11 protein-coding genes are annotated in these 14,796 nt (G+C 70.4%); all 11 read left to right on the forward strand.

Annotation, left to right across the window (positions count from 1 at the left end):
• Positions 1 to 8: 8 nt before the first annotated feature.
• The 11 genes from IG194_RS01360 (at position 9) to IG194_RS01410 (ending at position 14,792) form a co-directional block, all read left to right on the forward strand.
• Complete coding sequence (locus IG194_RS01360) at positions 9 to 1,082, forward strand: DUF2157 domain-containing protein (protein ID WP_058490198.1); 1,074 nt, start codon at positions 9 to 11, stop codon at positions 1,080 to 1,082.
• Positions 1,082 to 1,906 carry a DUF4824 family protein gene (locus IG194_RS01365; protein ID WP_009618746.1) on the forward strand — a complete coding sequence of 275 codons (825 nt, stop codon included), beginning with the start codon at positions 1,082 to 1,084 and terminating at the stop codon, positions 1,904 to 1,906. Before IG194_RS01360 ends, IG194_RS01365 begins: the two co-directional genes overlap by 1 nt.
• Before the next feature lie 365 nt (positions 1,907 to 2,271).
• Positions 2,272 to 3,468, forward strand: a complete 1,197-nt coding sequence (locus IG194_RS01370) for a CmpA/NrtA family ABC transporter substrate-binding protein (protein WP_082996398.1) — start codon at positions 2,272 to 2,274, stop codon at positions 3,466 to 3,468.
• Positions 3,469 to 3,481: 13 nt separating this feature from the next.
• Positions 3,482 to 4,060 (forward strand): ANTAR domain-containing response regulator, encoded by a 579-nt coding sequence (locus IG194_RS01375; RefSeq protein WP_009618744.1) that lies wholly within the window; start codon positions 3,482 to 3,484, stop codon positions 4,058 to 4,060.
• Positions 4,061 to 4,281: 221 nt separating this feature from the next.
• Positions 4,282 to 4,974: a polysaccharide lyase family 7 protein gene (locus IG194_RS01380; protein ID WP_058490199.1), complete on the forward strand. Its 693-nt coding sequence runs from the start codon at positions 4,282 to 4,284 to the stop codon at positions 4,972 to 4,974.
• An 82-nt stretch (positions 4,975 to 5,056) separates the two neighbouring features.
• Positions 5,057 to 5,503, forward strand: a complete 447-nt coding sequence (locus tag IG194_RS01385; protein ID WP_009618742.1) for a thioesterase family protein — start codon at positions 5,057 to 5,059, stop codon at positions 5,501 to 5,503.
• Positions 5,504 to 5,829: 326 nt separating this feature from the next.
• Entirely contained in the window at positions 5,830 to 7,041 is a 1,212-nt protein-coding gene (locus tag IG194_RS01390; protein WP_058490200.1) for a nitrate/nitrite transporter, read from the forward strand.
• A 296-nt stretch (positions 7,042 to 7,337) separates the two neighbouring features.
• The gene (locus IG194_RS01395) at positions 7,338 to 9,008 is read left to right on the forward strand and encodes a bifunctional protein-serine/threonine kinase/phosphatase (RefSeq protein WP_058490201.1); all 1,671 of its coding nucleotides are present in this window, start codon (positions 7,338 to 7,340) and stop codon (positions 9,006 to 9,008) included.
• Positions 9,009 to 9,260: 252 nt separating this feature from the next.
• Positions 9,261 to 11,711: a nitrite reductase large subunit NirB gene (gene nirB, locus IG194_RS01400; RefSeq protein WP_058490202.1), complete on the forward strand. Its 2,451-nt coding sequence runs from the start codon at positions 9,261 to 9,263 to the stop codon at positions 11,709 to 11,711.
• 20 nt (positions 11,712 to 11,731) lie between these two features.
• Positions 11,732 to 12,058: a nitrite reductase small subunit NirD gene (nirD, locus tag IG194_RS01405; protein ID WP_009618737.1), complete on the forward strand. Its 327-nt coding sequence runs from the start codon at positions 11,732 to 11,734 to the stop codon at positions 12,056 to 12,058.
• 25 nt (positions 12,059 to 12,083) lie between these two features.
• Positions 12,084 to 14,792, forward strand: a complete 2,709-nt coding sequence (locus IG194_RS01410; RefSeq protein WP_058490203.1) for a nitrate reductase — start codon at positions 12,084 to 12,086, stop codon at positions 14,790 to 14,792.
• Positions 14,793 to 14,796: the final 4 nt, after the last annotated feature.

The raw sequence follows: 14,796 nt of genomic DNA on the forward strand, positions 1-14,796 counted from the left end.
GGTGCGCCATGCCCACGCTCAGCCATCACGACGCCCAGCAGCGCGTCGATGACATCCACGCCTTCACCCGCGAGCTGCAGCGCCTGGGCGAGGAAGGCGCGCTGAGCCTGGACGCGGCCCAGCGCGAGGGCCTGCAGGCGCACCACCTGCGCCTGCTGGACGAATACCGCGAGCAGTTCGACATCGACCGCGACAGCCAGGACAGCCGCCTGTCCCTGGGCATGCGCATCGCCTCCTTCCTCGGCGCGCTGGCCCTGGCCGCCAGCCTGTTCTTCCTCTTCTACCAGTTCTGGGGCCTGTTCGGCGAAGCCGTGCAGGTGGGCATCCTCGTCGGCGCCTCGGCGATCACCCTGCTGGCCACCTTCTGGCTGCAACGCCGCGACGCTTCCGGCTACTTCGCCAAGCTGGCGGCCATGCTGGCCTTCGCCGCGCTGGTGCTGAACATCAGCATGCTCGGGCAGATCTTCAACATCACCCCGTCCGAGCGCGCCCTGCTGCCCTGGGCGGCCTACGCCCTGCTGCTGGCCTACCTGTGCGACGCGCGGCTGCTGCTGGGCGCCGGGCTACTCTGCCTGATGGGCTTCGTCGCCGCGCGCTTCGGCACCTGGGGCGGCGTCTACTGGCTGGACGCGGGCGAGCGCCCGGAGAACTTCTTCCCCGCCGCCGTGCTGGTGTTCCTAGTGCCGCTGGTATTCGAGCAGCGCCGCTTCGACGGCTTCGCCGCGCTGTACCGGGTGTTCGGCCTGCTGGCGCTGTTCGTGCCCATGCTGGTGCTGGCCAACTGGGGCAACGGCAGCTACCTGCCCTTCGCCCCGCACCGCATCGAGGGGCTGTACCAGGTGCTCGGCTTCGTCTGCGCCGCCGCGGCCATCTGGCTGGGCGCGCACCGCGAGTGGCCGGAGGTGGTCAACACGGGGCTGGCGTTCTTCGTCATCTTCCTCTTCACCAAGTTCTACGACTGGTGGTGGGAGGTGCTGCCCAAGTACCTGTTCTTCCTCGCCCTGGGCGTGGCGGCGGTGCTGATCCTGCTGTTCCTGCGCTACCTGCGCAACGCCCACGGCCTGCTGGGAGGACGCCTGTGATGAACATCACCCGCAACCACGGCCTGCTGCTGGGGCTGGGCCTGATCCTGCTGAGCAACGCCGCCGCCCTTGGCGCCGCGGCCTGGAACCGCAGCGGCGAGCCGGACAGCCGCCTGAGCCTCAGCGAGCGCGAGCTGCAGCGCAACAGCGACTGGCACCGCGAGAACAGCGGCGTGAGCCTGCGCCTGCTGTGGCGCATCCCCGGCGACGAGGCCAATGCCGCCTGGGCCCCGCGCATCCCGCTGGAGACCATGCGCGCGCTGGGCTTCCGGGTGCCGGACAAGGTCGACCGCGACAGCGCCCTGGCCTTCGACCGCCAGCAGGCCCGCGACGCCCTGCTGGTGCTGGAACTGGACGGCCCGCTGTACCAGCGCGAGCTGGCCCTGGCCCGCGAGCGCCTGGCCCAGGCGGAAAAACGCCTGGCCGCAAGCCCCGACGACGTGCACCTGAAGAGCGAGCGCGACTTCCAGCGCAGCGCCCTGGACAACGAGGAACAGCGCGCCAGCCGGCTGTTCCTGGCCGACGCCGGCACCGACCTGCAGGCCCTGCGCCAGCAGTACCCGGACCGCCAGCACTACGCCATCGTCCACGGCCAGGTACGGCCCATCTCGCTGTACCGCAACCGCGCCTGGGCCCTGGGTGGCAGCGCCAGCACCGAGGGCGTGCGCGCGCTCAACGTGCCGCAGCGCTGGCACGACGAACTGGAGGGCCTGGCCCCGCGCGCCGAACAGCGCGCGGCCCAGGAGCAGCCGCAGCCCTTCGGCGCCGAGGTGGCCTTCGGCCAACGCCTGGAGCCGTGGATAGAGCAGATCCAGGCGCGCTGAGCGGCCACCGCCACGCCCCGCGAAGAGGCGTGGCCAGGTGCCATCCAGGACTTTGGGCCTAGTACCTATTGAACATTGCGCTCCACGGCCGGGTGACTAAGGTGAAAGACAGGCCCCGCCGGCATCCGCGGCCGGGCCCGTGCCAGTTGTAGCCTCTCGAGGATTGCTCCCTGCCTCCCAGCCCCGCCGTCCGGCGGGGCTTCTTTATGCCCTGGCGATCGCCTGGCGCTGTCCTTGCCCCTGGCACTGCCCTTGCTAGAGCTTCTGCGGCACGGCCCAACGGCGGGTCGTCCACCGACATCGGCGTTCCTTCGCCCGCCCGCCTGGCGCGGGGCGAAGCGGCGCCTTTTTGCCCCGAGGTAGCGATGACCGACATGACCGCCGAACTACACCCACTGGCCTGGGTCGCGGGCTCCGATGCACCAGAAAAGAGCGTGCTCGACCTGGGCTTCATGGCCCTGAGCGACGCCGCCTCGCTGATAGTCGCGGCCACCCAGGGCTTCGCCCAGCCCTACGGGCTGACGCTCAACCTGCACCGCCAGGGCTCCTGGGCCATGCTCCGCGACGGCCTGCTCGGCGGCCAGTTGGATGCCGCCCACTGCCTGTACGGGCTGGTCTACGGCGTGCAGCTGGGCATCGGCGGGGTGCCGGCCACCGACATGGCGGTGCTCATGGGCCTGTGCCGGAACGGCCAGGCGATCAACCTCTCCGCCGCCCTGCAGCGCGACGGCGTGACCAGCGCCGATGCCCTGCGCCGGCTGGTCCTGGACCAGGGCGCGCGGCTGACCCTGGCGCACACCTTCCCCACCGGCACCCACGCTCTGTGGCTCTACTACTGGCTGGCCAGCCTGGGCATCCACCCGCTGCGCGACGTCGACACCCTGGTGGTGCCGCCGGCGCAGATGGTCGAGCACCTGCGCGCCGGGCGCATCGACGGCTTCTGCGCCGGCGGGCCCTGGGGCGCCCTGGCCATCGACGAAGGCATGGGCTTCACCGTCGCCACCAGCCAGTCCATCTGGCCGGACCACCCGGAAAAGGTCCTCGGCGCCACCCGTGCCTTCGTCGAGGAATGCCCCAACGCCGCCCGTGCCCTGGTCATGGCCCTGCTCGACGCCAGCCGCTTCATCGAGGCCAGCGAGGCGAACCTGCGCGGCACCGCCCAACTGATCAGCGGCAGCGACTACCTCGACGCGCCCCTGTCGAGCATCGAGCCGCGCCTGCTCGGCCACTACCAGGACGGCCTCGGCCACGCCTGGAAGGACGCCCACCCGCTGCGCTTCCACGACGCCGGGCGGGCCAACCAGCCCTGGCTGTCCGACGGCCTGTGGTTCATCACCCAGTTCCGCCGCTGGGGCCTGCTGCGCGGTGAGCCGGACTACCTCGCCATCGCCGGGCAGGTGCAGCAGCAGGCGCTGTACCGCGAAGCCGCCCAGGCCCAGGGCATCGCCGTGGACGAGCGCGGCCTGCGCAGTTCGACGCTGCTCGACGGCAAGCCCTGGGATGGCACGGACCCCGCCGGCTACGCCCGCGGCTTCGCCCTGCACGCCCTGAACGACGCCTGAGGGAGCTGCGAAGATGCTGCGCATCCTGCTGATCAACGACACCGCCAGCAAGGTCGGGCGCCTGCGCGCCGCACTGGTCGAGGCCGGTTTCGAAGTGCTCGACGAATCCGGCCTGAGCGTCGACCTGCCGGCGCGGGTCCAGGCCCTGCACCCGGACGTGATCCTCATCGACAGCGCCTCGCCCGGCCGCGACGTGCTGGAGCAGGTGGTGCTGGTGAGCCGCGACCAGCCCCGCCCCATCGTCCTGTTCACCGACGAGCACGACCCCCAGGTGATGCGCCAGGCCATCCGCTCGGGGGTCAGCGCCTACATCGTCGAAGGCATCCAGGCCGAGCGCCTGCAGCCGATCCTCGAAGTGGCCATGGCCCGCTTCGAGAGCGACCAGGCCCTGCGCGCCCAGCTGCAGGCCCGCGAGCAGCAACTGGTGGAACGCAAGCGCATCGAACTGGCCAAGGGGCTGCTGATGAAGATGAAGGGCTGCCCCGAGGAAGAGGCCTACACCCTGATGCGCCGCCAGGCCATGAGCCGCCAGCAGAAGCTGGTGCAGGTCGCCGAGCAGATCATCGCGATGCACGAGATGCTGGGCCACTGAGCCGCGGCCAGTGGCCAGCGGCGGCACCGCGCGATCATCGCGCCAGCGCCACTGCTGGCCCAGCCCGCGAGCGAAGCGGCCTATGCTGCCGCCGCCCCGCCGCCATGGCGGGGCCAGGACCCGCTTCCGCCGCCTGCGCGGAAGCCCGCAGTGGGCGCGCCTGGCCAGGCCCCCGGACGCCCACCCGTCAGCGCCGGCACGCCGGCCCAGCAGAGGCACCCATGCTCGACATCAGTACCTGGAACCTCAGCGTTCCCACCGACCCCAGGCCCACCGAGGTCACCACCCAGCAGATCGCCCGCGGCTACCAGAGCCACTTCTTCACCCGCAACAGCGCACGGATGACCTTCTGGGTGCCGGTCACCGGCTCGCACACCTCCGACAGCGTGTTCCCGCGCAGCGAACTGCGCGAGACGCTGCCCGACGGCTCCATCTACAACTGGTACTACCGCGCCGCCGACAACGAGCTGCGCGCCACCCTGACGGTGGAACAGGTGCCGTCGAAGAACAAGGTGATCATCGGCCAGATCCACAGCAAGTCGCCCTACAGCAACGACGGCGAGCCGCTGGTCAAGCTGCAGTACCACTACATCCCCGGCCAGGAGAGCGGGCGCATCGAGGCCCTGGTGCGCAACCACCCCGACGACTCCGCGGTGGTCAACGTGCCCCTGCTCAACGGCGTGCAGCTGGGCGAGCGCGTCACCTACAGCCTGCGCGTCACCTCCTCGGGCAACCTGGGCATCCGCGCGCGCAGCGCCGACGGCGCGGAGAACTACTACAGCAAGGCGCTCAGCAGCACCTGGTCGAAACAGTTGCTGTACTTCAAGGCCGGCGCCTACATCGCCGACAACTACGGCCCCAACGACGAGGGCGCGCGGGTGACCTTCTACCACATCAACATCGCCCACCGCTGAAATCGCCCACCGGCAGGCTGCCCGGGCGGGCCGCCAGGGCCTAGAATCGGCCCCCTCATCCACCGCTTCGCGCAAGGTACCCATGGCCCGCCTCGACCTGCAGTTCCCCGAGGAACTGTTCTGCTACCAGACCCAGCTGACCGTCCGCGTCACCGACATCAACGGCGCCCGCCACCTGGGCAACGACTCCATGATCTCGATGATCTCCGAGGCCCGCGCGCGCTTCCTGTTCGACTTCGGCATCAGCGAGGGCGTCGGCGCGGACGGCGTCGGCATCATCGTCACCGACCTGGCCACCACCTACCGCGCCGAGGCCCACGCCCGCGACCGCCTGCTGTTCGAGGTGGGCGTGATGGACTTCAACAGGTACGGCGGCGACATCATCTTCCGCATCACCCGCCCGGCCGACGCCACCCTGGTGGCCATGGCCAAATCCGGCTTCGTGTTCTTCGACTACCGCCAGCGCAAGGTGGTGCCCATGCCCGAGGCCATGAAGGCGGCCTTCCCGGCGGTCAACCGGGTGGACTGAAGCGCCCCATCGGCGGGCACCGGGCCCGCCCCGGCGCCCCTTTCTGGTTCGCCCATGGGCCGGTTTCGCCGGCCAGGTAGCCGATTCCACGTCACCTGCGCGGTTGGCCCGGCCCTTGCTGTGGCACCTGCGGTGGCGATCAACGGCGATCCCCCATTCACACGACAAAGGCGTCGCATCCGCACCTGCCCCCTGGGGTAGCGCGCGGAGCGGCGCCTTTTTCGTTTCACCCCGGCGCAGGGGTGTGCGGGACCTGAACGAGACGCGCGACCGCCGCTGACGGCGGCGCCACGACCCCCTCTACCGTTGCTGACGAGGTACCCTCCATGAACACCAGCTTCTGGAAAGCCGGCCACGCGCCGACGCTGTTCGCCGCCTTCCTCTACTTCGACCTGAGCTTCATGGTCTGGTACCTGCTCGGCCCGCTGGCCGTGCAGATCGCCGCCGACCTGCAGCTGACCACCCAGCAGCGCGCCCTGATGGTCGCAACGCCGATCCTCTCCGGCGCGCTGCTGCGCTTCGTCATGGGCCTGCTGGCCGACCGCTGGTCGCCCAAGCGCGCCGGCCTGTTCGGCCAGGTGATCGTCATCGCCAGCCTCGCCGGGGCCTGGAGCCTGGGCATCCACAACCTGGAGCAGGCGCTGTTGTTCGGCGTGCTGCTGGGCATGGCCGGCGCCTCCTTCGCCGTGGCCCTGCCGCTGGCCTCGCAGTGGTACCCGCCGCAGCACCAGGGCAAGGCCATGGGCATCGCCGGCGCGGGCAATTCCGGCACCGTGTTCGCCGCCCTGTTCGCCCCGGTGCTGGCGGCGGCCTTTGGCTGGCAGAACGTCTTCGGCTTCGCCCTGATCCCGCTGCTGCTGACCCTGGCGGTATTCGCCCTGCTCGCCCGCAACGCCCCCGAGCGGCCGGCGCCGAAATCCCTGGGCGACTACCTCAAGGCCCTGGGCGACCGCGACAGCTGGTGGTTCATGTTCTTCTACAGCGTGACCTTCGGCGGCTTCCTCGGCCTGGCCGCCACCCTGCCCGGCTACTTCCACGACCAGTACGGCCTGGACCCGGTCACCGCCGGCTACTACACCGCCGCCTGCGTCTTCGCCGGCAGCCTGATGCGCCCGCTGGGCGGCGCCCTGGCCGACCGCATCGGCGGCATCCGCAGCCTGCTGGCGATGTACACGGTGGCCTCGGTGTGCATCGCCGCGGTCGGCTTCCACCTGCCCAACGCGGTGGCCGCCCTGGGCCTGTTCGTGGCCGCCATGCTCAGCCTGGGCGCCGGCAACGGCGCGGTGTTCCAGCTGGTGCCGCAGCGCTTCCGCCAGAGCATCGGGGTGATGACCGGGCTGATCGGCATGGCCGGCGGCATCGGCGGCTTCTGCCTGACCGCGGGCCTGGGCGCCATCAAGCAGGCCAGCGGCGACTACCAGTTGGGCCTGTGGCTGTTCGCCGCTCTCGGCGTGCTGGCCTGGTTCGGCCTGCATGGGGTGAAGCGGCGCTGGCGTACTACCTGGGGCAGTGCTGCGGTGACTGCGGCGCGGGTTTGACAGGGGCGGTCGACGCGGTCGCTGAATCCGATCGCGGACGGAGTCCGCTCCTACGCCCGTGCTTCCCTGGAACCTAGGAGCGACTGTCTTGCCGACTGCACCGGGGGGCTTTCGTAGGATGGGTTGAGCTTGCGATACCCATGCTGTCATGGCGATGGGTATCGCTTCGCTCAACACCATCCTACGGGACGTTGCCGGAAGGTGTAGGAGCGGACTCTGTCCACGATTATTACGGCAGATCGGGAATCAACCCCCTTCGCGAGCAAGCTCGCTCCTACGAAGAGCACGCAACCCCCATGACTTTGCAACTGACCATCGCCCAGGCCAGCGCCACCGGCCCGCGCACGGAAAACCAGGATGCCCTGCGGGTGGTCACCCCGCCCGCCGACCTGGCCGCCAGCAAGGGCCACCTGTTCGCCCTGGCCGACGGCGTCAGCCAGTGCGCCGACGGCGGCCTGGCCGCGTGCCTGACCGTGCAGGCGCTGGCCAGCGACTACTACGCCACCCCGGAGACCTGGGCCATCGCCCAGGCCCTGGACCGCCTGCTGCTCTCGCAGAACCGCTGGCTGCAGGCCAACGGCGGCGGCCAGCCGCTGCTCACCACCCTCACCGCGCTGGTCCTGCGCGGCCGGCGCTTCACCCTCGCCCACGTCGGCGACTGCCGCCTGTACCGCTGGCGCGACGGCGATCTGGAATGCCTGACCCAGGACCACGTCTGGGAACAGCCGGGCATGCAGCACGTGCTCAAGCGCGCCCTGGGCCTGGACCAGCACCTGGTGGTGGACTACCGCGACGGCGAGCTGCAGGAGGGCGAGAGCTTCCTGCTGGCCAGCGACGGCGTCTGGGCCACCCTGGGCGATGCCGGCATCCGCCGCATCCTTGCCGACGCCCGCGAACCGCGGGGCGCCGCCGAAGCCCTGGTCAAGGCCGCGCACCTGGCCGGCAGCCAGGACAACGCCAGCGCCCTGCTGGTGCGCATCGACGCCCTGCCCGCCAGCGGCCTGGGCGACACCCTGGCGCAGCTGGAGCACTGGCCGCTGCCGCCGGAACTGCGCCAAGGCCAGATGTTCGAGGGCTGGCAGGTCGAAGGCCGCCTGGCGCAGTCGCGGCAATCGCTGATCTACCGCGTGCGCGACGCCCAGCAACGCCCCTGGCTGCTGAAGACGCTGCCGCCTGCACTGCACGACGAACCACGGGCCAGCCAGGCCCTGCTGCTGGAGGAATGGTTCCTGCGCCGCGTGCAGGGCCGCCACTTCCCCGAGCTGCACGGCCTGCCGCAGCGTCAGCACCTGTACTACGTGATGCGCGAATACCCCGGGCAGACCCTGGCCGAACGCCAGCGCCAGGGGCCCCTGCCGCTGGCCCAATGGCAATCCCTGGCGCCACGCCTGTTGCATGCCCTCGGCCAGTTGCATCGGCGCAACATCCTGCACCGCGACGTCAAGCCGGAGAACCTGCACCTGGGCGAGGACGGCGAGCTGCGCCTGCTGGACTTCGGCCTGGCCTACTGCCCGGGCCTGTCCGGCGACGAAGCCCACCAGTTGCCCGGCACGCCCTCCTACCTGGCCCCGGAAAGCTTCCAGAGCGCCGCCCCGGAGCCGCGCCAGGACCTCTACGCCGCCGGCGTCACCCTCTACCGCCTGCTCTGCGAGCGCTACCCCTACGGCGAAATCGAAGCCTTCCAGCACCCGCGCTTCGGCAGCCCGACGCCGGCCAGCCGCTACCGCCCCGACCTGCCGGCCTGGCTCGACGCCTGGCTGCTGCGCGCCGTGGCCGCCGACCCGGCGCAACGCTTCGAGACCGCCGAGCAAGCCCTGCTGGCGCTGGAACAGGGCGAACGCCAGGCCGGCCTGGCCAGCCGCCCGCGGCCGCTGCTGGAACGCGAGCCGCTGCGCTTCTGGCGCGGCCTGGCGCTGGCCTCGCTGCTGCTCAACCTGGCGTTGCTGGCCTGGCTGCTGCGCCACTGAGCGCGCACCAGTTCGAACCCGCCCGCCTCATCACGGTGCAGGAAAACCCCGGCAGCACCGCGAAACCCCGCTGAATCCGCGCTCCGACGACCTGGCACGGCACCTGCAAGAGCACTGGCAACAATCTACAAAAGCGCGTCCCTCAACGAAGAGGCTCGCACTTCCCGATCGATCGGGACTTGGACAAAGGCGTCCTCGCCGGGCAACCGGCGGGACGCCTTTTTTGTTTTCCGTGATACCAGGAGCCCTTGCATGAAGAAGCTCAAGCTCGTCCTGATCGGCAACGGCATGGCCGGCATCCGCACCCTCGAGGAACTGCTGAAGATCGCCCCGGACCTCTACGAGATCACCGTGTTCGGCGCCGAGCCCCACCCCAACTACAACCGCATCCTGCTCTCGCCGGTGCTGGCCGGGGAGCAGACCTTCGAGGACATCGTCCTCAACGACCTCAACTGGTACGCCGACAACGGCATCCGCCTGCTGCTCGACCGCAAGGTGGTGAAGATCGACCGCCGCCTGCGCAAGGTCTACGCCGCCGACGGCAGCGAGGCCGAGTACGACCGCCTGGTCATCGCCACCGGCTCCAACCCCTTCATCCTGCCGGTGCCGGGCAACCGCCTGGAGGGCGTGATCGGCTACCGCGACATCGCCGACACCCAGGCCATGATCGACACCGCGAAAAGCCACAGCCACGCGGTGGTCATCGGCGGCGGCCTGCTCGGCCTGGAAGCGGCCAACGGCCTCAAGCAGCGCGGCATGGACGTCACCGTGGTGCACCTCGCCGACTGGCTGCTGGAGCGCCAGCTCGACCGCACCGCCGGCAAGCTGCTGCAATCGGCCCTGGAGGCGCGCGGCATCCGCTTCCGCCTGAACACCGTCACCGACGAGCTGGTGGACAACGGCGACGGCCGCGTCTGCGCCGTGCAGTTCAAGGACGGCGACGTGGTGGCCGCCGACCTGGTGGTGATGGCCGCCGGCATCCGCCCCAACACCGAGCTGGCGGAAAAATCCGGCATCCCCTGCAACCGCGGCATCCTGGTCAACGACACCCTGCAGACCTACGACCCGCGCATCTACGCCATCGGCGAGTGCGCCAGCCACCGCGGCATCGCCTACGGCCTGGTGGCGCCGCTGTTCGAGCAGGCCAAGGTCTGCGCCAACCACCTGGCCCAGTTCGGCTTCGCCAGCTACAAGGGCTCGGTGGTCTCGACCAAGCTCAAGGTCACCGGCATCGACCTGTTCTCCGCCGGCGACTTCATGGGCGGCGAAGGCACCGAGACCATCACCCTCTCCGACCCCATCGGCGGCGTCTACAAGAAACTGGTGATCAAGGACGACGTCCTGGTCGGCGCCTGCCTGTACGGCGACACCGCCGACGGCGGCTGGTACTTCCGGCAGATCCGCGAGAACCACAACGTGGCGCAGATTCGCGACCACCTGATGTTCGGCGAAAGCAGCCTGGGCGACGCCGGCCACCAGGGCCAGAGCAGCGCCGCGAGCATGCCCGACAGCGCCGAGGTGTGCGGCTGCAACGGCGTGTGCAAGGGCACCATAGTCAAAGCCATCCAGGAGAACGGCCTGTTCAGCGTCGACGAGGTGAAGAAGCACACCAAGGCGGCCAGCAGCTGCGGCTCCTGCGCCGGCCTAGTGGAGCAGATCCTGATCAGCACCGTGGGCGGCGCGGCGGACGTCAAGCCCAAGAGCGAGAAGGCCATCTGCGGCTGCAGCGAACTCAACCACGGCCAGGTGCGCAAGGCCATCCGCGAACACCACCTGACCTCCATGGCCGAGGCCATGCGCTTCATGGACTGGAGCACGCCCAACGGCTGCGCCACCTGCCGCCCGGCGCTGAACTACTACCTGATCTCCACCTGGCCGGGCGAGGCGAAGGACGACGCGCAGTCGCGCCTGATCAACGAACGCGCCCACGCCAACATCCAGAAGGACGGCACCTACTCGGTGGTGCCGCGCATGTGGGGCGGCGTGACCAACCCGGCCGAGCTGCGGCGCATCGCCGACGTCGCCGACAAGTACCAGGTGCCCATGGTCAAGGTCACCGGCGGCCAGCGCATCGACCTGCTGGGGGTGAAGAAGGAAGACCTGCCGGCGATCTGGAAGGACCTCGACATGCCCTCCGGGCACGCCTACGGCAAGTCCATCCGCACCGTGAAGACCTGCGTGGGCAGCGAGTTCTGCCGCTTCGGCACGCAGAACTCGACGCAGCTGGGCATCGACCTGGAGCACGACCTGTTCAACATGTGGTCGCCGCACAAGGTCAAGCTCGCCGTCTCCGGCTGCCCGCGCAACTGCGCCGAGGCCGGCATCAAGGACATCGGCATCATCGGCGTCGACTCCGGCTGGGAGCTGTATATCGGCGGCAACGGCGGCATCAAGACCGAGGTGGCGGAGTTCTTCGTCAAGCTCAAGACCTCGGACGAGGTGCGCGAGTACAGCGGCGCCTTCCTCCAGCTGTACCGCGAGGAAGCCTTCTACCTGGAGCGCACCGTGCACTACCTGCAGCGCGTGGGCATGGAGCACATCAAGAAGGCCGTGCTGGAGGATGCGGAGAACCGCAAGGCGCTCAACGCGCGCCTGCAGTACGCCCTGTCGCTGGAGCAGGACCCGTGGCAACAGCGCATCGAGCAGCCACGGCTGAAACAGGAATTCGAACGCATCCCGCTCGTGCAACTGGAAAGCGCCTGACCGGCCTGGGAGAACACACCATGAACTGGCAAGACATCTGCGCCCTGGAAGACATCCAGCCGCTGGGCTCGCGCGTGATCGCCGCGCCCCGTGGCGACATCGCCCTGTTCCGCACCGCCGACGACGAAGTCTTCGCCCTCGACGACCGCTGCCCGCACAAGGGCGGGCCGCTGTCCCAGGGCCTGATCTTCGGCAAGCGGGTGGCCTGCCCGCTGCACAACTGGCAGATCGAGCTGGACAGCGGCAACGCCGTGGCCCCGGACGTCGGCTGCGCCCACCGCCACCCGGTGAAGGTGGAGAACGGCCGCGTGCTGCTGGCCCTGAAAGACCTGGCCGCCTGCGCCTGAGGCGGCCGCGACACGGGAGAGCCCCATGAGCGAACGCCAAGTCACCGCCAGCACCTGCTGCTATTGCGGCGTGGGTTGCGGCGTCCTGATCGAGCACGACGGCGAGCGCATCCTCGGCGTGCGCGGCGACCCGGACCACCCGGCCAACCTCGGGCGCCTGTGCAGCAAGGGTTCCAGCCTGCACCTGACCGGCGACCTGGCCGCCCGCGCGCTGCATCCCGAGCTGCGCCTGGGCAAGCAGCTGGCGCGCAGCCGGGTGGACTGGGACAGCGCCCTGGAGCACGCCGCCGGGGTGTTCGCCGAGACGATCCGCGAGCACGGCCCGGACAGCGTGGCCTTCTATGTCTCCGGGCAGCTGCTGACCGAGGACTACTACGCCTTCAACAAGCTGGCCCGCGCCCTGGTCGGCAGCAACAACATCGACAGCAACTCGCGGCTGTGCATGTCCTCGGCGGTGGTCGGCTACAAGCGCAGCCTCGGCGCCGACGCCCCGCCCTGCTGCTACGAGGACCTGGAGCAGAGCGACTGCGTGCTGATCGCCGGCAGCAACATGGCCTACGCCCACCCGGTGCTGTTCCGCCGGCTGGAGGCGGCCAGGGCCGCGCGGCCGCAGATGAAGGTGATCGTCATCGACCCGCGGCGCACCGACACCTGCGAGCTGGCCGACCTGCACCTGGCGATCCAGCCCGGCACCGACGTGGCGCTGTTCCACGGCATCCTCCACCTGCTGCTCTGGGAAGGCTGGGTGGACCGCGCCTACATCGAGGCGCACACCCAGGGCTTCGACGAGCTGAAGAACCTGGTGCGCGACTACGGCCCGGTGGCGGTGGCGGAAATCTGCGGCATCGCCGTGGAGGACCTGCAACGCTGCGCGCAGTGGATCGGCCATGCGCCGAGCTTCCTCTCGCTGTGGTGCATGGGCCTGAACCAGTCCAGCGCCGGCAGCGCCAAGAACAGCGCGCTGATCAACCTGCACCTGGCCACCGGGCAGATCGGCCGTCCCGGCGCCGGGCCCTTCTCCCTCACCGGCCAGCCCAACGCCATGGGCGGCCGCGAGACCGGCAGCCTGGCCAACCTGCTGCCCGGCCACCGCGACGCCGGCGATGCCGCGCACCGCGCCGAAGTCGCGCGGTACTGGGGCGTCGAAGCGCTGCCGGAGCAGCCCGGGCTGACCGCCATCGAGCTTTTCGACGCAGTGCGCGACGGGCGCATCAAGGCCCTGTGGATCGCCTGCACCAACCCCGCGCAATCCCTGCCGGACCAGGCGCGGGTACGCGAAGCGCTCGCAGCCTGCCCCTTCGTGGTGGTGCAGGAAGCCTTCGCCACCAGCGAGACCTGCCGCTACGCCGACCTGCTGCTGCCGGCCGCCAGCTGGGGCGAGAAGGAAGGCACCGTGACCAACTCCGAGCGCCGCGTCAGCCACGTGCGCCGCGCCGTGCCGGCCCCCGGCGAGGCCCGCGCCGACTGGTCCATCGCCTGCGACTTCGCCCGCCGCCTGGAACACCGCCTGCGCCCCGGCCGGCCGAGCCTGTTCGACTTCGCCCATCCCCAGGCGCTGTTCGACGAATACCGCCCGCTCACCCAAGGCCGCGACCTCGACCTGGGCGGCATCAGCTACGCCCTGCTGGATGCGCGCGGCCCGCAGCAATGGCCGTTGCCCGAGGGCGCCAGCCAGGGGCTGAAGCGCCTCTACGCCGACGGCAACTTCGCCACCGACAACGGCCGCGCCCGCTTCATCGCCGAAGCCTACCGCGCGCCGAAGGAACGCCGCGAAGCGCGCTTCCCACTGATCCTCAACACCGGCCGGCTGCGCGACCAGTGGCACGGCATGACGCGCACCGGCACCGCTGCCAGCGCCTTCGGCCACGTCGAGGAAGCCTGCCTGAGCCTGCACCCGGCGGAACTGCGCCGGCGGCGCCTGGAAGACGGCCAGCTGGTGCGCCTGAGCAGCCGCCGCGGCAGCCTGGTGCTGCCGGTGCAGGCCGACGACGGCCTGCTGCCCGGCCAGGCCTTCCTGCCCATGCACTGGGGCGAACGCTTCCTCAAGGGCCTGGGGGTGAACGCCCTGACCCTGCCGGCCTTCGACCCGCTGTCGCGGCAGCCGGAACTCAAGCACGCCAGCGTGGAAGTCGCCGCCGTGGCGTTGCCCTGGCAGTTCTACGCGCTGGTCGAGGACGACGTGCAGCAACGTTTCGAGGCGCTGCGCCCGCTGTTCGACGGCCTGGACTACGCCAGCTTCACCCTGGCCGGCCGCGAGCGCCCCGCCCTGCAGGTGCGCGCCGCCGCCAGCGCGGCACCGGACGCCGCCTGGCTGCAGCAGGTCGATGCGCTGCTCGACCTGCTCGACGGCCCGGTGCTGGCCTACGACGACCCGCGCCGCGTCCAGGGCAAGCGGGTGCGCCTGGAAGACGGCCGCATCGCCGGCCTGCGCCTGGCCGGCAGCGGTATCGCCAGCGACTGGCTCAAGGCGCTGTGGCTGTCCGGCGAAAGCGACGCCGACCTGCGCCGCAAGCTGCTCGCCCCGCCCGGCGCGCAGGTCGCCGCGGCCAGCGACAAGACCTTGTGCAACTGCAGGAACGTGCGCCTGAGCCAGGTGCGCGAAGGCATCGTCCGCGGCCTGGACCTGGACGGCCTGAAGCGCGAACTGGGCTGCGGCAGCCAATGCGGTTCCTGTGTTCCCGAAATACGGCGGTTGCTGGCCAGCGAAGCCGGCGCCCTCGCCGCCAACGCCTGAGGAG

This window comes from Pseudomonas sp. ADPe (assembly GCF_014843515.1).
GTDB classification, from domain to species: Bacteria; Pseudomonadota; Gammaproteobacteria; order Pseudomonadales; family Pseudomonadaceae; genus Pseudomonas; species Pseudomonas citronellolis.

Coding starts and splice junctions, on each gene's coding strand:
- IG194_RS01360 (WP_058490198.1), top strand. CDS start 9: ATGCCCACGCTCAGCCATCACGACGCCCAGCAGCGCGTCGATGACATC.
- IG194_RS01365 (WP_009618746.1), top strand. CDS start 1,082: ATGAACATCACCCGCAACCACGGCCTGCTGCTGGGGCTGGGCCTGATC.
- IG194_RS01370 (WP_082996398.1), top strand. CDS start 2,272: ATGACCGACATGACCGCCGAACTACACCCACTGGCCTGGGTCGCGGGC.
- IG194_RS01375 (WP_009618744.1), top strand. CDS start 3,482: ATGCTGCGCATCCTGCTGATCAACGACACCGCCAGCAAGGTCGGGCGC.
- IG194_RS01380 (WP_058490199.1), top strand. CDS start 4,282: ATGCTCGACATCAGTACCTGGAACCTCAGCGTTCCCACCGACCCCAGG.
- IG194_RS01385 (WP_009618742.1), top strand. CDS start 5,057: ATGGCCCGCCTCGACCTGCAGTTCCCCGAGGAACTGTTCTGCTACCAG.
- IG194_RS01390 (WP_058490200.1), top strand. CDS start 5,830: ATGAACACCAGCTTCTGGAAAGCCGGCCACGCGCCGACGCTGTTCGCC.
- IG194_RS01395 (WP_058490201.1), top strand. CDS start 7,338: ATGACTTTGCAACTGACCATCGCCCAGGCCAGCGCCACCGGCCCGCGC.
- nirB (WP_058490202.1), top strand. CDS start 9,261: ATGAAGAAGCTCAAGCTCGTCCTGATCGGCAACGGCATGGCCGGCATC.
- nirD (WP_009618737.1), top strand. CDS start 11,732: ATGAACTGGCAAGACATCTGCGCCCTGGAAGACATCCAGCCGCTGGGC.
- IG194_RS01410 (WP_058490203.1), top strand. CDS start 12,084: ATGAGCGAACGCCAAGTCACCGCCAGCACCTGCTGCTATTGCGGCGTG.